Raw genomic sequence first — 20,447 nt, forward strand, 5'->3', positions numbered from 1 at the left:
CAACGATGCCGTCACGGTCCCCTGAAACCTGGCCCCACGGCGCGATCATGCTGGATGCCGACCACACGCAATTCGCGTTGTGGGCGCCGGATGCGTTTTACGTCAGCGTCGAGCTGGACAATGGCCAGTCCCTGCCGATGCTGCCGCAGGGCGATGGCTGGTTTGTGATCAAAAGTCACTGCCCCGCCGGCCGTCGCTACCGCTATAACATCGACGGCGAACTGGAGGTGCCCGACCCGGCCTCCAGGGCGCAGGACGGCGACCTCGACCGTCACAGCGTGGTGGTCGATCCGCACGCTTATCACTGGCGGCACAGTACATGGCAAGGCCGGCCATGGAACGAAGCGGTGATCTACGAACTGCACGTCGGCGCCCTCGGCGGTTTTGCCGAAGTCGAACAACATCTGGCGCGACTGGCCGGGCTGGGCATCACCGCCATCGAGCTGATGCCGATCGCGCAGTTTCCCGGCGAGCGCAACTGGGGCTACGACGGCGTGCTGCACTTTGCGCCGCAGGCTTCCTATGGCACGCCGGAACAGCTCAAACACCTGATCGACAGTGCCCACGGTTATGGCCTGGCGGTGATTCTCGACGTGGTCTACAACCACTTTGGCCCTGATGGCAACTATCTGCACCGCTATGCCAAGGGCTTTTTTCGCGAAGACAAACACACGCCCTGGGGCGCGGCCATCGATTTCCGTCGCTGCGAAGTGCGGGACTTCTTCGTCGAAAATGCGTTGATGTGGCTGCTGGAATACCGCTTCGATGGCCTGCGCCTGGACGCGGTGCACGCCATCGAAGACCCGGATTTCCTGCAAGAACTGGCGCAACGCATCCGGCAACAGATCGATCCGTCCCGGCATGTCTGGCTGACCGTGGAGAACGAACACAATCAGGCCAGCCTGCTGGAAGACGCCTACGATGCCCAGTGGAACGACGACGGCCACAACGCGCTGCACGTACTGCTGACCGGTGAAACCGATGCCTATTACGCCGACTACGCCGAGTATCCCACCGAACAACTGGCTCGCTGCCTGAGCCAGGGTTTTGTGTTTCAGGGTCATCTGACCCGCCACGGCACGCCCCGTGGCGAGCCGAGCGAACATCTACCGTCCACCGCATTCGTGCTGTTCCTGCAGAACCACGACCAGATCGGCAACCGCGCCTTCGGCGAACGCCTGCATCAACTGGCCGATCCTCGCGCCCTGCAAGCCGCCACCGTGTTGTTGCTGTTGTCACCGATGATTCCGTTGATGTTCATGGGCGACGAGTTTGCCGCCGAGCAACCCTTTCTGTTTTTCACCAGTCACCACGGCGAACTCGCGAAGTTGGTGCGCGAAGGCCGGCGCAACGAATTCGCCGCGTTCAGTGCGTTTGCCGATCCACAGCGCCGCGAGCAGATTCCCGATCCCAACGCCGAGCAGACCTTCCACGCCTCGCAACCGCGACTGATCGGCAGCGGCACGCCGAAACAGCAAGCCACCCTGGCGCTGTATCGACAGCTGTTGCAGTTGCGCCACCAACACATCATTCCGCACTTGCCCGGTACCCAGGCGCTCGGCGCTCAAGTGCTGGGGCCTGGCGCCGTCAGCGCGCGCTGGCGTCTGGGGAATGGCAGCGAGCTGCGAATCGACCTGAACCTCGGCGACAGCCCGGTGGTCAACCCACCACAGGCCGAATCGGTGTGGCTGCTGCGCCAGCCGCCCGCTGCCGACCTGACGGATGAAGGGCAACTGCCTCCGTATTGCGCGCTCGTCAGCCTCACGGCCGCAACCCCTTTGCCACCCCTGGATGGAGAGCGCCTATGAGCGATGCGCAACTGGAAATTCTCGCCAGCCGAGCCGGCCTCGCGGTCGACTGGATCGACGCCAATGGCCGTCAGCAAAAAGTCGCCCCGGCGGTGCTGCGCAATGTCCTTACCGGGCTCGGTCACCCGGCCGGCTCGGCCCAGGAAATTGACGCCAGCCTGCTGGAACTGCAACAAGTGCAACAGGACCGCCAATTGCCGCCGCTGCTGACCGCCGATGTCGGCGTGGGCCTGGACCTGGCGCGTTACTTCGAACCCGAAAGCCCCTGTGAGATTCATCTTGAGGACGGCACGCGGCTGTCGCTCAAACTCGATGCCGATGCGGTGCTGCCCGGCGAAATTCCGGTCGGCTATCAGCAAGTCCATATCGCCGATCAACATTTCACCCTCGCCGTGGCACCCGAACGTTGCTACAGCGTGGGCGATGCCGTGGACAACCCGATCCCCCGCGCCTGGGGCCTGAGCGTGCAGCTTTACAGCCTGCGTCGCCCCGGTGACGGCGGTTTCGGCGACACCCAAGCGTTAGAGGAGCTGGCCCGCAGCGCCGGCGAACGCGGGGCCGACGCCCTGGCGATCAGTCCGTTGCATGCAATGTTTAGCGCCGATACCGGTCGCTATAGCCCTTATTCGCCGTCCAGCCGCCTGTTCCTCAATTCCTTGTATGCCGCGCCGGGGACGATTCTCGGCGAGCGCGCCCTGCGCGATGCCATCGACGCCGCAGGTCTGAATGATCAGTTCCAGCAACTGGAGAACCTGAAACTGATCGACTGGCCCAGCGCCGCCGACGCCAAGCAAAAACTCCTGCAAGCGCTGTATGAAGGCTTCATCCGTGGTGAACATCCGTTGCAGGCGGATTTCTCCAGTTACCGCGACGCGGGCGGCGAAGCGCTGGAAAATCACTGCCGCTTCGAAGCCATCCAGGAAATGCGCGCCGCCCGTGGCGAGAACCTCGACTGGCGCGAATGGCCCGAGCACTGGCACGACCCACGCGGCGCGGCACTCAGTGCGTTTGCCGAGGAATACGCCGAACGCATCGGCTACTTCGCGTTTTGCCAGTGGTTGATCCACCGCTGTCTTGAGCGCGCGCAAAACGCCGCCCGCAGCGCCGGCATGGGCATCGGCCTGATCGCCGATCTGGCGGTGGGTGCTGACGGTGCCGGCAGCCAGGCCTGGAGCTTTCAGGACGAATTGCTGGCGTCGCTGACGGTCGGTGCGCCACCCGACATCCTCAATCGCTCCGGCCAGGGCTGGGGCATCTCGGCGTTCTCCCCGGAAGGTCTGGTGCGCAATGGTTTTCGGGCGTTCATCGACATGCTGCGCGCCAACTTCGCCCACGCCGGCGGCCTGCGCATCGACCATGTCATGGGCCTGCAACGGCTGTGGGTGATTCCCAACGGCGCAGCGCCGGCGGACGGCGCGTACCTGTATTACCCGGTGGACGACCTGCTGCGTCTGCTGACCCTCGAATCCCATCGCCATCAAGCGATCGTGCTGGGCGAGGACCTCGGCACCGTGCCCGATGGCCTGCGGGAAAAACTGGTCGCCCGGGCCATGCTCGGCATGCGCGTGCTGTTGTTCGAACAGGACAACACTTGGTTCAAGCCGATCCTCGACTGGCCGGACAACGCTTTGGCCACCACCAGCACCCACGATCTGCCGACGCTCAATGGCTGGTGGCATGGCCGGGATATCGACTGGAATGCCCGACTCGGGCTGATCGACGCCAACGGCGAAATCGACTGGCGCCGCTACCGAGAGCGCGAACGCGACGGTTTGCGCAACGCCCTGAGTCAGGACCCGCAGAACTTTCGCGAGGAGTCCCACGAGGCCGATCAGGTGGTCGACGCCAGTGTCCGCTTCCTTGGCCACACCCGCGCGCCGCTGGTGTTGCTGCCGCTGGAGGACGCGCTGGGCCTGGACGAACAGGCCAATTTGCCCGGCACCATCGACACTCATCCGAACTGGTCGCGGCGCCTGCCGGGCACCAGTGACACCTTGCTCGATGGCGTCGATGCCGCGCGGCGTCTGGAACTGCTCGCCTGTGCCCGCCTTCAGGCCGCCGAGCGTGACCAATGAGTGCAGTGCAAAACCTGACCTTGCGCGCCACGGTGCGTCTGCAGTTTCACAAGGGTTTCACCCTCGATGAGGCGGTGCCGTTGGTGGCGTACTTTGCCCGCCTCGGCATCAGCCATGTTTATGCCTCCCCGCTGCTCGCCGCCCGCGCCGGCTCCATGCACGGCTACGACGTAGTCGACCCGACCCGGGTCAACCCGGAACTCGGCGGCGAACCAGCCTTGCGCCGGCTGGTCGCGGCCCTGCGCGAACACGGCATGGGGCTGATCCTCGACATCGTCTCCAATCACATGGCGGTCGGTGGTGGTGACAATCCGTGGTGGCTCGATCTGCTGGAATGGGGCCGGCTCAGTCCCTATGGCGAGTTCTTCGATATTCAATGGCACTCGCCTGATCCGTTGATGGAAGGCCAGTTGTTGCTGCCGTTCCTCGGCAGCGATTACGGTGTTGCGTTGCAGGACGGCACGCTGCCGCTGGTGTTCAACGCCGAGTCCGGGACTTTTCACGTCGAGCATTACGAGCATCACTTCCCGATCTGCCCCGGCGATTACGGCGAACTGCTCAAAGCCAACGAGCCGGCGAACGAAGCACTCAAGTCACTGGCCGATCGTTTCAGCAGCCTCAGCTACCAGACCGATGCCCGCTCGCTGGCCATCCCGCTCAAGGAAGAGCTGCAGCAACTGGCAAGCGACCCGCACATCCTGCAAGCCATCCAGCGCAACTTGACGCATTACGACTCGAAAACCGACGAGGGCTTCCAGCGTCTGCATCAACTGCTGGAACGGCAAAGCTATCGCCTGGCCAGTTGGCGCACCGCAGCGGACGACATTAACTGGCGGCGCTTCTTCGACATCAACGAACTCGGTGGTCTGCGGGTCGAGCGGCCAGCGGTGTTCGAGGCGACCCACCGCAAGATCTTCCAGTTGATCGAAGAAGGCCTGATCGACGGCTTGCGCATCGACCACATTGACGGCCTCGCTGATCCACGAGGTTACTGCCGCAAACTGCGGCGACGCCTCGACTTTCTGGCACCGGGGCGACACTTGCCGATCTACGTCGAGAAAATTCTCGGCGACGGCGAAACCCTGCGCACCGACTGGGCGGTGGATGGCAGCACCGGTTACGAGTTCATGAATCAACTGTCACTGCTGCAACACGACCCGGCCGGCGAGCATGTACTCGGCGACTTGTGGCAGCGCCGCACCGAGCGCCCCGCCGCATTCATCGAAGAAGCAAGGCTGGCGCGTCAGCAGATTCTCAATGGTTCGCTGGCCAGCGATTGCGAAAGCGTTGCCCAGGCGCTGCTGCAAGTGGCGCGGGACGACCTGATGACCCGCGACCTCACGCTCGGCTCGATCCGCCGGGTGTTGCAGGCGTTGATCGTGCACTTCCCGGTGTATCGCACCTACATCAGCGCGATGGGCCGCTCGGCGCAGGACGAGGTGTTTTTCCAGCAGGCCATGGAAGGTGCGCGGCAGACACTGAGCGAAAGCGACTGGCCGGTGCTCGAGTCCGTGGCCGGTTGGCTCGGCGGCCAGCCGTGGCGGCGCAAACCCCGTGGGCGTTCGCGCAAGATCCTGCGCCACGCCTGCGTACGCTTTCAGCAACTCACCTCGCCTGCTGCCGCCAAAGCCGTGGAAGACACGGCGCTGTATCGCTCGGCGGTGCTGCTGTCGCGCAATGACGTGGGCTACAACACCGAACAGTTCAGCGCCCCGGTCAGCGACTTTCATGCGACCAACCAGCAACGTCTGGCGACATTCCCCGACAACCTGCTGGCCACCGCCACACACGACCACAAGCGCGGCGAAGACACCCGTGCACGGCTAGCCGTGCTCAGCGAGCGCAGCCACTGGTACGCCGAACAGGTCGAGCTGTGGCGCGCCCTCGCCCGGCCACTGCGTAATGACGATCAGATGCCGTCGTCCGCTGACGAATTGATCCTTTATCAAGCGTTGCTCGGCAGTTGGCCGCTGGAGCTGCACAACGACGATCAGGGCGGATTCACCGACTACGCCAGACGCATCTGGCAATGGCAGCAGAAAGCCCTGCGCGAAGCCAAACTGCAAAGCAGCTGGAGTGCGCCGAACGAAGCCTATGAAAACGCCGCCCAGTCATTCACCGAGCAGCTTTTGCTGGCTCCTGAAGGTGAACTGCTGCGCGGGGCGCTGGCCAAGAGCGTCAACAGCATCGCTGCTGCCGGCGCCCTCAACAGTCTGGCGCAAACCTTGCTGCACATGACCGTGCCGGGCGTGCCGGATCTGTATCAGGGCAACGAGTACTGGGATTTCAGTCTGGTGGATCCGGACAACCGCCGGCCGGTGAACTACGACTTGCGAGAGCAATCCGTGAAACCCGCGCCCGTAGCGGAACTGCTGTCGAACTGGCGCGACGGGCGCATCAAGCAAGCATTGATCGCGCAAGTACTGAACTTGCGCGCCGAACACACCGAGCTGTTTCGCCGAGGTTCGTACCAGGCCCTCGAGGTGCTGGGCAGCCAGGCGCACAACGTGCTCGCGTTTGCCCGTGAGCACGAGGGGAAACGGGCCATCGTCATCGTGCCGATCCGTTGCGCGACCCTGCTGGAAAACGGTGCCGCCCCGCAGGTCGATGCGCTGCGTTGGGGCGATACGCGGGTGGAATTACCGTTCGCCGCCTCCGACGAAAATCTGAAGGGACTTTTTTCAAGCACCGCAGTCACAAAAAACAGGGAGCTGGAGGTCAGCGCTGCGCTGGGGGACTTCCCGGTCAATCTGTTTATCCAACACTTCTAGAAGCATGAGTACAGTTCAGGAGCATTGCGATGAGTACCGACGATAAACGCATCCGCGAATTCGCCTATCAGATCTGGGAATCGGAAGGTAAGCCAGAAGGTCAGGAATCACGCCACTGGGAGATGGCGCGCAAACTGGCCGAAGCCGAGGCACTGGCTCCGAAAAAATCGCCGAAGGCGGCCGCTGCCAAAACGGCGAGCACCAAGGCCTCTGCGCCCAAGGCAACGACGGCCAAGCCTAAAGCCACAACGGCAAAAGCCAAGCCAGCCAGCGCCGCCAAAGTGATTCCCCCGGGCGAAAAAGCCGCCGAGAAAAAGCCCCGCGCACCGCGCAAGCCCCCGGCCATCTGAGGCTTTTCCAACCGTAGAACTGAATGACCGTGTGGCGGGTTCGCTCGCCACAGCGTGTTCACTCGCCCTTTAAAAATGCCCACCCCGATTTGCAGGAGCAATCATGACCCGTCCAAAGAAAGCCGAGCCCGCCGCACATGCCGAACCCACGCGAATCCGCGAGGGTCTGCCCTTCCCGCTCGGTGCGACCTGGGATGGGTTGGGGGTGAACTTTGCGCTGTTTTCCGCCAACGCCACCCGCGTCGAACTGTGCATTTTCGACGATGTCGGCGAAGTCGAACTCGAACGCATCGAACTGCCGGAATACACAGACGAGATTTTCCACGGCTATTTGCCCGACGCCCATCCGGGGCTGATTTATGGCTACCGGGTCTACGGTCCCTACGACCCGGCGAACGGTCACCGCTTCAACCACAACAAATTGCTGATCGACCCCTACGCCAAGCAGCTGGTCGGCCAGTTGAAATGGTCCGAGGCGCTGTTCGGCTACACCATCGGCCACCCGGACGCCGACCTCAGTTTCGACGAGCGCGACAGCGCGCCCTTCGTGCCCAAATGCAAGGTCATCGACCCGGCACATACCTGGGGCAACGACCACCGCGTCAGCGTGCCTTGGGACAAGACCATCATTTATGAAACCCACGTGCGCGGCATCAGCATGCGTCACCCCGCCGTGCCGGATAACGTGCGCGGCACGTTTGCCGGGCTGATGGTCGACGATGTGCTGGAACACATCCGCAAGCTCGGCGTGTCGACCGTTGAGTTGTTGCCAATCCACGCCTTCGTCAACGACCAACACCTGCTGCACAAGGGCATGACCAATTACTGGGGCTACAACAGCATCGCCTTCTTCGCCCCGGACCCGCGTTACCTGGCCAGCGGCAAGATCGCCGAATTCAAGGAGATGGTCGCGCACCTGCACGAAGCCAATCTCGAAGTGATCCTCGACGTGGTCTACAACCACACTGCCGAGGGCAACGAGCAAGGCCCGACCCTGTCGATGCGCGGGATCGACAACGCCTCGTACTACCGGTTGATGCCGGACGACAAGCGCTTCTATATCAACGATTCCGGCACCGGCAACACCCTGGATCTAAGTCACCCGTGCGTGCTGCAAATGGTCACCGACTCGTTGCGTTACTGGGCCAGCGAAATGCACGTCGACGGCTTCCGCTTCGATCTGGCGACCATCCTCGGGCGCTACCACGACGGTTTCGACGAACGCCACAGCTTCCTCGTAGCCTGCCGTCAGGACCCGGTGCTGCGTCAGGTAAAACTGATTGCCGAGCCATGGGACTGCGGGCCCGGTGGTTATCAGGTCGGCAACTTTCCGCCGGGCTGGGTCGAATGGAACGACAAATTCCGCGACACCGTGCGCGCGTTCTGGAAAGGCGACGACGGTCAGCTCGCCGACTTCGCCAGCCGCATGACCGCTTCCGGCGAGATGTTCAACCAGCGTGGCCGCCGTCCTTACTCGTCGGTTAACTTCGTCACTGCCCACGACGGTTTCACCCTCAACGACCTTGTCTCCTACAACGACAAGCACAACGAGGCCAACGACGAAAACAATCAGGACGGCAGCAACAACAATCTGTCGTGGAACCACGGCGTCGAAGGGCCAACCGACGATCCGGAAATCAACGCGCTGCGTCACCGGCAGATGCGCAACTTCTTTGCCACCCTGCTGCTGGCCCAAGGTACACCGATGATCGTTGCCGGCGACGAATTCGCCCGCACCCAGGACGGCAATAACAATGCCTACTGCCAGGACAGCGAGATCGGCTGGGTCAACTGGGACCTGAGTGAGGACGGCAAGGCGCTGCTGAAATTCGTCAAGCGCCTGATCAAGCTGCGCCTGACCTACCCGATCCTGCGTCGCGGGCGGTTTCTGGTGGGCGAATACAACGAAGACATCGGCGTCAAGGACGTGACCTGGCTGGCACCGGACGCCACGGAGATGACCACCGAGCACTGGCACGATGCGCACAACCGCTGCCTCGGCATGTTGCTCGATGGCCGCGCCCAGGAAACCGGTATCCGCCGCAAGGGCGCCGACGCGACGTTGCTGCTGGTGGTCAACGCCCATCACGACATCGTCAACTTCACCTTGCCGGAAGTGCCTGAAGGCAGTTTCTGGACCTGCATGGTCGATACCAATCAACCGTCGATCCGGGGTCAGGAGCGCTTCGATTTCGGCCATCAGTACTCGGTCACCGGGCGCTCGCTGCTGTTGTTCGAACTGCAACGCGACGAGGAAGACTGAGATGGATCTTTCGGACTATTTCTCGCGTCACACGCCGGACTACCGGGATAGCGCAGCGCTGGGGCGGTGCCTGCGGGAAATGGTCGAAGCGGGCCTGGATCGTCTGCCGTTGCCCGGCAGCGGTCGCACGCTGGAGCGCTGGCAACGACTGTCCGAGGTCGGCGGCCATGATCTGGGTTTGTGCAAACTCTACGAAGGTCATACCGATGCCTTGGCGATCATCGAGCAGCTCGGCGGCACACCGACACCCGACAGTACGTGGGGCATGTGGGCGGCCGAACCACCGCAGGCGCGGGTCCGGGTCAGCCGTTCGGGGCAACTGGTGCGGTTGAACGGGCGCAAGGCCTGGTGCTCCGGGGCGGCGGTGCTCACTCATGCCCTGCTCACGGCGTGGGATGACGAGGATCGACAGCAACTGGTGGCGGTGGCACTCGATCAACCGGGTGTACGCGTGACCGATCAGGGCTGGCAAGCCATCGGTATGGCGGCCACTGGCAGCGTCGAGGTGCTGTTCGATGATGTGGAGGCCCAGGCGATCGGCGACCCCGGCGACTACCTGCAACGTCCGGGTTTCTGGCACGGCGGGATCGGGATCGCCGCGTGCTGGTACGGCGCCGCGAAAGAGATCGCCGAGCGCTTGCGCCAGCAGTGTGCACGACATGAAGAGCCTCATGCGCTGGCCAGTCTCGGCGCCGTCGACAGCGCCTTGCACGCCGCGTCTCAAGTGCTGCGTGTCAGCGCTCTGGACATCGACAGCGATCCCGGGGCCGACGCCGAATTGCTGGCCCGTCGCGTTCGCGCCGTGGTCGAGGATGCCGCCGAACAGGTCGTCCGCGAGACCGGACGGGCACTGGGGGCCGGGCCGTTCTGCAAGGATCCGCACTTTGCCCGCCTGGCGGCCGACCTGCCGGTTTACCTGCGCCAGAGCCACGCCGAACGGGATCTGGCGGTACTGGGTCAATTGATTGCGCAACAACCACGCGGGGGCTGGGCGTTATGAAACGCAACCCGATCGTCGGCGAGGGAACCTCCCTGCATGAATGGCAGGGCTCACGTCGTCTGACGGCGTTGGACAGCATCGACATTCTCGACCTGGTGCCGCCGGGATCGAGGGCCGTTGTGATTGCTCCACACCCGGACGACGAGGTACTGGGATGCGGCGGACTGCTGCAGCTGCTCGCTGCGGCGGGGCGCACACTTCAACTGATTTCGGTCACGGATGGCAGCGCCAGTCATCCCGGCTCGGATCGCTGGCCGGTGGAGCGCCTGAGCGTGGTGCGCCCGCAGGAATCCGCCGAAGCCCTGCGTCGTCTCGGCCTGCCCATGCACCAGTTGCAATGGTTGCGCGGCGGCTTCCCCGACACGCAAGTCGCCGCGCGCGAGTCGATGCTGTGCGAATACCTCATCCACTACCTGCAACCCGACGACGTGATCTTCACAACCTGGCGCGAGGATGGCCACAGCGACCACGAAGCCGTCGGCCGCGCCAGCATCAAAGCGGCGCAACACGTGGGCGCGATTTGCCACGAACTGCCGGTCTGGACCTGGCACTGGGCAACCCCCGAAGACGCCATCGTGCCCTGGGAACGGGCGCGCAAAATCCTGCTCAGCCCGGCGCAGGTCGCGCGCAAGCGTCATGCGGTGCATGCGTTTGCCAGCCAACTGGAGGGCGATCCCGACGCGGGCCTGCCACCGGTGCTCGCGCCCTATGTCATCGATCGACTGCTGCAACCGTTCGAGGTGGTCTTCCTGTGAGTGTCGAGAATCGCTACTTCGAAGGCCTGTTCGCGGGCAACAACGACCCCTGGGGATTCCGCCAGCGGTGGTACGAGCAGCGCAAACGCCTCGTGACCCTGGCGGCCCTGCCCCGCCCGCACTACCGGGCAATCTTCGAACCCGGGTGCGCCAACGGTGAACTGAGTGCGGCACTGGCCGAGCGCTGTGATCGGCTGTTGTGCTGCGACACGTCTACCGCTGCGGTCAATCTGGCCCGAACCCGACTGAGCCTGTTCGACCACACCGAGGTGCGCCACGGTCGTCTACCTGGCGACTGGCCTGAGGAAAAATTCGACCTGATCGTCTTCAGCGAAATCGGCTACTACCTCGATCGACAGGATCTGACAGAGGTCATCCGCCGCGTCAGCAATTCACTGACCGCAGACGGGCAATTGCTCGCTTGTCACTGGCGGCCGCCTATCGAAGGTTGCCCGCTCAATGCCCGTCAGGTTCACGACCTGATCCATGAGCACTTGCATCTGCCGCGACTCGTCCTGCATCAGGAAGCGGATTTCCTGCTCGAAGTCTGGAGCCGCGAGCCCCGCTCGGTGGCCGCACTGGAGGGGTTGCGATGATTGGCATCCTGATTCCTGCCCACAACGAAGAAGACTGGCTCGATGACTGCCTCTGCGCCGCCCTGCGCGCGGGTGACCATCCTTTGCTGGCGGGTGAACCGGTGGAAATCCTGGTGGTGCTCGACAGTTGCACAGATCGTTCGGCGCACATCGTCAGCCAGTACCCGGTGCTGGCGCTGAACATCGACGCGCGCAATGTCGGGCAGGCTCGCGCCATTGGCGCACAACAACTGCTTGAACGCGGAGCGCGCTGGATTTCCTGCTCGGACGCCGACAGCCGGGTCGCCGAAGACTGGCTGGTGGCACAACTGGGGCTGGGCATGGATGCCGTGTGCGGCACGGTGACGGTCGAACGCTGGCATGAATCGTTCGATGAAGCGGCGCAGATTCGCTATCACCGTGATTACCAGGCCTGCGAAGGTCACCGGCACATCCATGGCGCGAATCTGGGTGTCAGTGCGCAAGCCTACGTCCGCGCCGGAGGGTTCGAGCCGTTGCCCTGTGACGAGGACGTGCAACTGGTCCGGCAACTGGAGCGTTGCGGGGCCAGCATCGCCTGGAGCCATCGCCCGCAGGTCATTACCAGCGCACGCCTGGACAGTCGCGCACGCGGTGGTTTTGGCGACTATCTGCGACACTTGGCACAGACTGAATAAAAAAAAGCGGAGCAGATTGATCTGCGACGCGACGAACCGTCCTTCTTGAGCAATACTCTGCATCGCGGCAATCCAGGGTTCGGAGCGCTGCCGGGTAATCAACCAGTCTTCAGGGGTCGTACATGCGTGGTCGTGTGCGACTGAAGGCCAGACACAACAAGGACGTCCTGCCTCATGAAACCGTTATCTCTCAACGAAAGCGGCCTGCCGGCGCAAATATGGAACAGCGCCGCGCAACTCGACAATATTCCGGTCATCAACACCCACAGCCTCGTGCCGCCCGGTGCCCGTGCGGTGGTCATTGCGCCCCATCCCGGCGATGAAGTGGTGACCTGCGGCGGCCTGCTGCAACTGTTGTCGGCCCTCGGCCATCCCCTGCAATTGCTCTCGATCACCGATGGCAGCGCCAGTCACCCCGGCTCGCGCCAGTGGTCAGAAAAACGCCTGAGCGTGTTCCGCCCCCAGGAGAGCGTCGAGGCCCTGCGCCGTCTGGGCCTGCCGATGCACAGCCTGAAATGGGTGCGCGGCGGTTTCACCGACAATGCCCTGCTCGATCAGGAAACCCAGCTGACGGAATTCATTTCCCGCTACCTGCGCCCCGGTGACGTGGTGTTCAGCACCTGGTGCGAGGATGGCAGCGCCGATCATGAAGTGGTCGGCCGGGCCAGCGCCAAAGCCGCCCGACAGGCCGGCGCCACGTACCACGATGTGCCGGTCTGGGCCTGGCACTGGCCGGAACGTGATCAGGCACAGATCCCGTGGCACCGCGCCCGCAAGCTGCGCCTCGACACCTGGACCGTCGCACGCAAGAGCCACGCCACACATGCCTACGCCAGCCAGTTGAACGGCGAGCCGGCCATCGGCATTGCACCGCTGTTGCCCAAGGCTATTCTGGAGCGCATGCGCCTGCCTTATGAAATTGTCTTCGTCGACTGACAGGCGGGCGCGGGCAGTCACTCAATGTGAACTGCCCGCGCCCGGATCAGTCGCAAGAAGAGGCAGTCATGATTCATAGGAGCGACCGTGTCCAGCGATCCCAAGCGTCATGCCATCGACGTGTCCGCCATTCATCGCCTGCGGGTGTTGACGGTCAATACACACAAGGGTTTCACCGCACTCAATCGGCGTTTCATCCTCCCGGAGCTGCGTGAAGCGGTACGCAGCACCAGCGCCGATCTGGTGTTTCTTCAGGAAGTGGTGGGTGAACACGAACGGCACTCGAACCGTTACAACGAGTGGCCGCAAACCTCGCAATACGAGTTTCTCGCCGACAGCATGTGGAGCGATTTCGCCTACGGGCGCAATGCCGTCTACCCCGACGGCCACCACGGCAATGCGCTGCTGTCGAAGTACCCGATCCGCGAATACCGCAACCTCGATGTCTCGATCACCGGCCCCGAACGACGGGGCCTGCTGCATTGTGTACTGGACGTACCGGGGCATGCCGAGGTGCACGCCATCTGCGTGCACCTGAGCCTGCTGGAAAGCCACCGGCAATTACAGCTGCAGCTGCTCTGCCAGTTGCTCGAATCCCTGCCGGACGATGCACCGGTGATCATCGCCGGCGACTTCAACGACTGGCAGATGCAAGGCAACGTCGCCCTTGCCCGTCGCGACTACCTGCATGAAGCCTTCGAGCGCCATCACGGGCGGCCGGCCAAGACCTACCCGGCGCGCTTTCCGCTGCTGCGGCTGGACCGGGTCTACCTGCGCAATGCCAGCAGTCATGACCCGCAGATTCTTGGCAGCAAACCCTGGACGCATCTGTCGGATCATCTGCCGTTGGCAGTCGAAGTGCACATTTAAGGCATAAATGCCGCATTACTGCAGTTATGCCCTCATCCACTGTCAGTTCTGACAGTAGTCGATTGTCACAAGCCTTGTTAGGTTCAAGCCATTGCGCCGCGCGTCGGCGCCAATGAGCGGAGACCTTCCATGAAAGCTCCCGGCCCCTACACCACCCGCCACTACAGTCTGCTGGCTGTTTCCATCTGGTTCTTGCTCGAATCGCCGGATCCGGCGTTCGCCCTTTGCACCTTCAACCCGACGCCCGGCGATGACGCGTACACCTGCGACAGTCCTGGCAGCACGCCGCTCACTGACCTGTCGGGAAACAACAGCCTGACGTTCCCTGCCAATGGCAACGGCAACATTCCCGGCAACGTCACATTCGGTGCCGGAGCCGACCGTGTACTCATGCAGTCGGGCGCCATCAGGGGCGTTCTCGACATGGGCAATGGCAACAATGTGCTGCAGATCGACAACGGCACCATCAGCGGCGCGGTTCACCAGGGTAATGGCGTGGACACGTTCATCATGCACGGCGGCACCATCGCTTCGTTGACCCAGGGTGATGGATTCGACCGCTTCACGATGACAGGCGGAACCATCACCGGCGCCTTCGAAGACGGCGATTTCGCGCAAATGAGCGGCGGTACCATCGGCCGTGTCGACATGAAGCTCGATGACAATGTCTTCGAACTGTCCGGAGGACAGATCATCGGCAATCTGGTGACCGGCTTCGACAATGACACCATCCGTGTTTCCGGCGGACGGATCGGGGGAAACCTCAGCGTCAGTGGTGGCAGCGACAGCATCACGCTCACCGGTGGCGAAATCGTCGGCGAGATACGGGCCGGCACGGGCGATGACCGGTTAGTGTGGGACGGTGGCGGTATCGTGCGCTCGGCGATCCTCATGGGGGACGGCAATGACAGTGCGATCCTGCGCAACCTCGACGACAGCCTGCTCGCGCTGACGCCACGGATCGATGGCGGCAATGGCAGCGATGTGCTGACGTTCGACAACAGCCGCACCGCGCTTGCCCCGCACTTTACCAATTGGGAAACGGTAAACCTGAACAACGGCTCACGGATGGATCTGGGCGCAGACAGTCTGACCCTTGGGGATGCCACCACAGGCCGGGGCGTACTGAATATCGACGCCAGCAGCACGCTGGCGTCGGTTCAAGGCGCCGTCTCGCCTGCCGTGGCCGGACAACCCGTGACCCTCAACAACGCTGGCGTCATCGACATGACCGCCAACAACAATCGCACCAGCGATACCCTGACGGTGCAAGGCAACTACGTCGGCGCCGGTGGTCAATTGCGATTGCAGAGCGTGATTGCCGGCGATGACGCCCCCAGCGACAGACTGGTGGTCAGCAACGGTAGTCTTACCGGCACGACAGCCATTACCGTGACCAACCTGGGCGGCAATGGCGCCCTGACCGCACAGAACGGCATTCAGCTGGTGCAGGCACTGGGCAGCACACTCAGTAGCGACAGCGCGTTTTCCCTGACCAGTCCGGTGTCGGCCGGCGCGTACGATTACCGACTGTTCAAGGGTGGGGTGACGGCAGGCACGGAAAATAACTGGTATCTGCGTTCGGCCATCGTTGCACCGGCAGTGGTAAGCGTGCCCAATCCAGATCCTGGCCTTGCGCCGATACAGGTTCCGGTGGTGGCCACTCCCGTGGCAGCCGTCGCTCCCGCCGGCAGCCCGCCGTTACCGGCGCTGCCTGCCGCCATCCCCGGCGCCGCGCCGATCGCCCTGTACCGTCCGGAGGTTCCCGTCTGGTCAGTGCTGCCCCCGGCCGCAGCGCAATTGACGCTGAATGCACTGGGGACGTTCCATGATCGTCAGGGCACTCAGCAACTGCTGGACCAGACCGGAACCTTCAGCTCCGGATGGGCACGGATCTATGGCAAGATCCTCGACCAGACCTGGGCAGGTACGGTGACCCCGCGCCTGGACGGTTCGCTCAGTGGCGTACAGGTTGGTCATGATCTTTACAGCGAGCATTCGGATGCCATGACCTGGCGAGTCGGCCTGTTCATCGGTCACAGCCGTTTGCGAGGCGACGTCAGCGGTTTCAGCGACGCCATCGAAGACAACAGGGCTGGCAATATCAAACTGCAGGGCGACAGTTACGGGTTGTACTGGACGCTGATCAACCCGCAGGGGGCTTACCTCGACACCGTACTGATGGGCACCCGCTTCGATGGCGACAGCCGCTCGGTTCGTGGCGCACGACTGGATAATCGCGGCCACGCCCTCAGTGCTTCGGTCGAAAGCGGGTATCCGCTTCCCATCAACGACCGGTGGCTGATCGAACCCCAGGTTCAGGTCATCCACCAGACTGTCTCCCTCGACAGCCAGAACGACGGAATCTCACGGGTATCCTTCGACTCCGACAGCAGCCTGACCGCTCGGCTGGGAGCCCGTATCGTCGGACATTACCGTCTGCGGGGTCAGACGCTGGAGCCCTACTTGCGCGCAAACCTTTGGCACACCTTTTCCGGGACCGACTCCGTCACCTTTGCAGACACCGATGTCATCCGCAGCCAACAGAGGGCCTCAACGGCGGACATCGGTCTGGGCGTGGCGCTGCGCCTGGATCCGTCAATCAGTGTCTACGCCAGTACCGATTACAGCCGCAATATTGACAGCAACGAGCAGCGCAGCGTGGCCGGCAACCTGGGTATCCGTATCGACTGGTAGACCGACCGTCGGTTGCTGGCCCCCTCTACCCTGCCGCTTTCGTGGTGATACTCCATACAAACAAGAACTTATATAGATAAACAAAAACAGAAGGTTGTGACTCCCGATTCGGACCAACCGCTCATCGTCCATTTTCTTGACGCAATGTCAGCCGTCTTCTTAGCTCTACCGTACTACCCCCGGAATCACTACTCGGGGCGAGCCTTCGGACACTCGTGAAACGGGCTGCCCCAGGTTCGCCTCGCTCCATTCGGTCGCCCCTCATTCGGGGTAGGAGAGACGCCAAGGCGAGATACCGCATGCGCTAGCAAGGTAGACCTTCATGAAAACCTCACTCACCCCACACGAGATCAAAATCACCTTTTGCACCGTTTCAAGTTCTATCTTGCTCTGCTCATCCATGGAGGCACAGGCGGGTCCTGTGGCGGATGAGACCACCCCCTGGTATCGCCAGGACGTGCCGATCATGACGCTGCCCGCGACCGTCATCACGCCCGATCCGCAACGCCTGAGCCCGCGCCCTGACCTGCGCGGCACGCATTTGCTCACCGAGGATCTCGCCCCCTCGGACTGGGATCAGCTTTACGGGCAGCCCTCTCGCCTGGCACAGACCGACATCCTCGGCACCGGGTTTGCGGTGCCCGGCTCGGGAGAAGTCAAAGGGCCGGCCGTGCTGACCTTGCATGGCAGCGGCGGCGAGACCCAGCGCATCGGCCTGATCGGCGGCCTGAATCAGATCCAGGGCAACAGCAACGGCCTGATCGTCAACCGCGCCCTCGCCGACCCGACCACCGACACCCTCAATCTGCAGGGCCAGAGCCTCGGCGCCTATTACAGCCTCACGGGTTCCGCAGGCTGGCACGTGGATCTGTCGGCCAGTGGCGGCCGGGTCAGTGGTTTCAGCCGCAATGAACAGGGCGCGCGCCTGGCCACGGAAGGCAGCGCGATGACCCTTTCGGTGGAAGGTGGCTACCCGATCGGTCTTAGCGAAAACTGGGTAGTCGAACCCCAGGCGCAGTTGATCAATCAGCGCATCACTCTCGACACGCCTTACGCGGGCTCGGGCAATGCTTCATCGACTGACATTTCGTCCTGGAGCGGCCGGGTCGGCGCCCGCCTGAAAGGCAGTTACGACCTGAGCGGTCTGCCGGTCGAACCCTACGTGCGCACCAACCTGTGGCACACGGTGTACACCGGCAACGCGGTGACGCTCGATCAGGTGGACAAGATCAGTAGCAGCCGCAAGTCGTCGACGGTGGAACTCGGTCTGGGCCTGGTGGCGAAGGTCACGCCGAGCGTGAGCCTGTATGTCAGCGCCGACTACAGCAGTGATGTGGATGACAACGATCTGAACGGGCTGATCGGCAGTCTGGGGGTGCGGATGCGGTGGTAAGTACGCTCCTGCGGGAGCAAGCCGTTTGCTCCCGCAGGTTTATCGTCAACCCTCGGGCTTGAGGATCAACACCGCCAGCGGCGGCAGATTCAGCTCCAGCGACAACGCCTGTCCGTGACTGGCCACGTCTTCGGTAAACGCCCCGCCGCCGTTGCCATAGTTGGAACCGGCATAGGTGTCAGCATCACTGTTGAGCAGCTCCTTCCAGCGTCCGGCAAACGGCACGCCCACCCGGTACGACTGACGCGGCACCGGCGTGAAGTTGGCCACCACCAGCACCGGCGTTCCCTCCTTGCTCCAGCGCAGCCATGCATAGACGCTGTTGATCGCATCGTCACCGATCAACCACTGGAACCCCTGCGGCGCATCGTCCTGCTCGTGCAGCGCCGGCTCTTCGCGGTACAACCGATTCAGATCGCCAACCAGTTTCTGCACGCCTTTGTGCTCGGAATACTGCAGCAGATACCAGTCCAGTTGTTGATCGTGATTCCACTCGCGCCACTGGCCGAACTCGCAACCCATGAACAGCAGCTTCTTGCCCGGATGGGTCCACATGAAGCTCAGATAGGCCCGCAGGTTGGCGAACTTCTGCCAGCGGTCTCCGGGCATCTTGTCGATCAGCGAGTGCTTGCCGTGCACCACTTCGTCGTGGGAGATCGGCAGAATGAAGCGCTCTGACCAGGCGTACACCAGACCAAAGCTCAACTCGTTGTGATGATGGGCGCGGTACACCGGATCCTGCTGGATGTAATGCAGCGAATCGTGCATCCAGCCCATGTTCCATTTGTAGGCAAAGCCGAGGCCGCCCTGCTGGGTGCTTTGACTGACGCCCGGCCACGCCGTGGATTCCTCGGCGATCACCAGCGCGCCCGGTGCTTCCAGCGCCACCACATCGTTCAAGTGGCGAAGGAAGTCGATGGCTTCCAGATTCTCGCGACCGCCATGGCGATTGGGCACCCACTCCCCGGCCTTGCGCGAATAGTCGCGATAGAGCATCGACGCCACCGCATCGACTCGCAGCCCGTCGACATGGAAATGCTTCAACCAGTGCAACGCCGATGCCAGCATATAGCCGTGTACTTCGGTGCGGCCGAGGTTGTAAATCAGCGTATCCCAGTCCTGATGGAAGCCTTCCAGCGGGTTGCCGTACTCATACAGCGCCGTGCCGTCGAATTGCGCCAGGCCATGGGTATCGGTCGGAAAATGCGCCGGCACCCAGTCGAGAATCACCCCGATATCGGCCTGATGGCAGGCGTTGACGAACGCAGCGAACTCATCCGGCGTGCCGTAACGCGCACTCGGCGCGAATTGCGACAGCAACTGATAACCCCAGGAGCCACCGAACGGGTGCTCCATGATCGGCATCAGTTCGATGTGGGTGAAGCCCAGCTCCTTGACGTAGGGAATCAGTCGCTCAGCCAATTCCGGCCAAGTGTACTGACGGGCCACTTCGCCCAGATCGTCCAGTTCACATTGCCAGGAACCGGCATGCAGCTCATAGATCGACAGCGGCGCATTGTGTTGCTGGCGCTCGCGGCGGCCGGTCATCCAGTCCTGATCCTGCCAGTCGACCTGCAACGGCGAGGCGACTTTCGACGCGGTGTCCGGCGGCAGGCTGGTGGCCAGGGCCATCGGGTCGGCCTTGAGCGGCAGGATGCCGTGGGCACCAAGGATTTCGTACTTGTACAGATCCCCCGCCTGCAGGCGCGGAATGAACAGCTCCCAGACCCCGGACGGATGGCGCAGCCGCATCGGATGCCGGCGCCCGTCCCAGACATTGAAATCGCCCACCACCGACACCCGCCGGGCATTCGGCGCCCACACGGCGAAACGCACACCGTCGACGCCATCCACGGTTTTCAGTTGCGCACCGAGGCAACTGCTGAGGTCGCGGTGATTGCCTTCGGCGAACAGATACAAATCCATTTCACCGAGCAACTGGCCAAAGCTGTAGGGATCTTCCGCGACCTGTTCGCCACCGGCCCAACGCGTACACAACAGATAAGGCCGCGCCGATTCGAAATGCCCGACAAACAGCCCCGGCGTCTCGGTCGCCTCCAGCGGGCCGCGCTCCTCGCCGCTGTCCTTGTCCAGTACGCTGACACTCAATGCGCCGGGCAGGTACGCCCGGATGAACTGCCCGCCGGCACCATCGCCGTGGGGCCCGAGAATGGAAAACGGGTCCTGATGTTCTGCGCGCACCAGGGCATCGATGTCCCTGGCCCCGGGCAGCAAACGTTCTTTAACGTGACCCTGTTCCTTGTTCGAGAAACTCAT

Annotated in this window: 14 protein-coding genes; 13 read left to right on the forward strand and 1 reads right to left on the reverse strand. The window is 62.9% G+C overall.

Annotation, left to right across the window (positions count from 1 at the left end; genetic code table 11):
• The first annotated feature begins 5 nt into the window (after positions 1-5).
• The 13 genes from treZ to CAG02_RS02770 all read left to right on the forward strand — a co-directional run bounded on the left by treZ (position 6) and on the right by CAG02_RS02770 (position 18,170).
• A complete protein-coding gene (gene treZ, locus CAG02_RS02710; RefSeq protein ID WP_085708205.1) occupies positions 6-1,808 on the forward strand; it encodes a malto-oligosyltrehalose trehalohydrolase in 1,803 nt (600 codons plus the stop codon).
• Positions 1,805-3,883, forward strand: a complete 2,079-nt coding sequence (gene malQ, locus CAG02_RS02715; RefSeq protein ID WP_085708206.1) for a 4-alpha-glucanotransferase — start codon at positions 1,805-1,807, stop codon at positions 3,881-3,883. The genes treZ and malQ overlap by 4 nt, the downstream gene beginning before the upstream one ends.
• Positions 3,880-6,654 carry a malto-oligosyltrehalose synthase gene (locus CAG02_RS02720; RefSeq protein ID WP_085708207.1) on the forward strand — a complete coding sequence of 925 codons (2,775 nt, stop codon included), beginning with the start codon at positions 3,880-3,882 and terminating at the stop codon, positions 6,652-6,654. The genes malQ and CAG02_RS02720 overlap by 4 nt, the downstream gene beginning before the upstream one ends.
• Positions 6,655-6,683: 29 nt before the next feature.
• Positions 6,684-7,004, forward strand: a complete 321-nt coding sequence (locus CAG02_RS02725; RefSeq protein WP_085708208.1) for a DUF2934 domain-containing protein — start codon at positions 6,684-6,686, stop codon at positions 7,002-7,004.
• A 103-nt stretch (positions 7,005-7,107) separates the two neighbouring features.
• Entirely contained in the window at positions 7,108-9,267 is a 2,160-nt protein-coding gene (gene glgX, locus CAG02_RS02730; RefSeq protein ID WP_085708209.1) for a glycogen debranching protein GlgX, read from the forward strand.
• A gap of 1 nt (position 9,268) precedes the next feature.
• On the forward strand, positions 9,269-10,267 hold the full coding sequence (locus CAG02_RS02735; RefSeq protein ID WP_085708210.1) for an acyl-CoA dehydrogenase family protein: 999 nt from the start codon (positions 9,269-9,271) through the stop codon (positions 10,265-10,267).
• Positions 10,264-11,022, forward strand: coding sequence for a PIG-L deacetylase family protein (locus CAG02_RS02740; protein WP_085708211.1), 759 nt, complete (start codon positions 10,264-10,266; stop codon positions 11,020-11,022). Before CAG02_RS02735 ends, CAG02_RS02740 begins: the two co-directional genes overlap by 4 nt.
• The gene (locus CAG02_RS02745) at positions 11,019-11,618 is read left to right on the forward strand and encodes an SAM-dependent methyltransferase (RefSeq protein WP_085708212.1); all 600 of its coding nucleotides are present in this window, start codon (positions 11,019-11,021) and stop codon (positions 11,616-11,618) included. Before CAG02_RS02740 ends, CAG02_RS02745 begins: the two co-directional genes overlap by 4 nt.
• Positions 11,615-12,274: a glycosyltransferase family 2 protein gene (locus tag CAG02_RS02750; RefSeq protein ID WP_085708213.1), complete on the forward strand. Its 660-nt coding sequence runs from the start codon at positions 11,615-11,617 to the stop codon at positions 12,272-12,274. The genes CAG02_RS02745 and CAG02_RS02750 overlap by 4 nt, the downstream gene beginning before the upstream one ends.
• Positions 12,275-12,448: 174 nt before the next feature.
• Entirely contained in the window at positions 12,449-13,210 is a 762-nt protein-coding gene (locus tag CAG02_RS02755; protein ID WP_085708214.1) for a PIG-L deacetylase family protein, read from the forward strand.
• 87 nt (positions 13,211-13,297) lie between these two features.
• Positions 13,298-14,080 carry an endonuclease/exonuclease/phosphatase family protein gene (locus CAG02_RS02760; RefSeq protein WP_085708215.1) on the forward strand — a complete coding sequence of 261 codons (783 nt, stop codon included), beginning with the start codon at positions 13,298-13,300 and terminating at the stop codon, positions 14,078-14,080.
• 129 nt (positions 14,081-14,209) lie between these two features.
• On the forward strand, positions 14,210-16,777 hold the full coding sequence (locus tag CAG02_RS02765) for an autotransporter outer membrane beta-barrel domain-containing protein (protein ID WP_085708216.1): 2,568 nt from the start codon (positions 14,210-14,212) through the stop codon (positions 16,775-16,777).
• A gap of 322 nt (positions 16,778-17,099) precedes the next feature.
• Positions 17,100-18,170: an autotransporter outer membrane beta-barrel domain-containing protein gene (locus tag CAG02_RS02770; RefSeq protein WP_085708217.1), complete on the forward strand. Its 1,071-nt coding sequence runs from the start codon at positions 17,100-17,102 to the stop codon at positions 18,168-18,170.
• A gap of 45 nt (positions 18,171-18,215) precedes the next feature.
• Here CAG02_RS02770 and glgB read toward each other — a convergent pair whose 3' ends face one another.
• A complete protein-coding gene (glgB, locus tag CAG02_RS02775) occupies positions 18,216-20,447 on the reverse strand; it encodes a 1,4-alpha-glucan branching protein GlgB (RefSeq protein WP_085708218.1) in 2,232 nt (743 codons plus the stop codon).

The sequence above is a fragment of the Pseudomonas sp. R43(2017) genome (assembly GCF_002112345.1).
Classification (GTDB): Bacteria; Pseudomonadota; Gammaproteobacteria; order Pseudomonadales; family Pseudomonadaceae; genus Aquipseudomonas; species Aquipseudomonas kribbensis.

Excerpts from the sequence above, each read along its gene's own strand:
- glgB (WP_085708218.1), bottom strand. The coding sequence starts at position 20,447 with ATGAGTTTCTCGAACAAGGAACAGGGTCACGTTAAAGAACGTTTGCTG.
- CAG02_RS02755 (WP_085708214.1), top strand. The coding sequence starts at position 12,449 with ATGAAACCGTTATCTCTCAACGAAAGCGGCCTGCCGGCGCAAATATGG.
- CAG02_RS02735 (WP_085708210.1), top strand. The coding sequence starts at position 9,269 with ATGGATCTTTCGGACTATTTCTCGCGTCACACGCCGGACTACCGGGAT.
- malQ (WP_085708206.1), top strand. The coding sequence starts at position 1,805 with ATGAGCGATGCGCAACTGGAAATTCTCGCCAGCCGAGCCGGCCTCGCG.
- CAG02_RS02725 (WP_085708208.1), top strand. The coding sequence starts at position 6,684 with ATGAGTACCGACGATAAACGCATCCGCGAATTCGCCTATCAGATCTGG.
- CAG02_RS02720 (WP_085708207.1), top strand. The coding sequence starts at position 3,880 with ATGAGTGCAGTGCAAAACCTGACCTTGCGCGCCACGGTGCGTCTGCAG.
- CAG02_RS02740 (WP_085708211.1), top strand. The coding sequence starts at position 10,264 with ATGAAACGCAACCCGATCGTCGGCGAGGGAACCTCCCTGCATGAATGG.
- CAG02_RS02765 (WP_085708216.1), top strand. The coding sequence starts at position 14,210 with ATGAAAGCTCCCGGCCCCTACACCACCCGCCACTACAGTCTGCTGGCT.
- CAG02_RS02770 (WP_085708217.1), top strand. The coding sequence starts at position 17,100 with ATGAAAACCTCACTCACCCCACACGAGATCAAAATCACCTTTTGCACC.
- treZ (WP_085708205.1), top strand. The coding sequence starts at position 6 with ATGCCGTCACGGTCCCCTGAAACCTGGCCCCACGGCGCGATCATGCTG.
- glgX (WP_085708209.1), top strand. The coding sequence starts at position 7,108 with ATGACCCGTCCAAAGAAAGCCGAGCCCGCCGCACATGCCGAACCCACG.
- CAG02_RS02750 (WP_085708213.1), top strand. The coding sequence starts at position 11,615 with ATGATTGGCATCCTGATTCCTGCCCACAACGAAGAAGACTGGCTCGAT.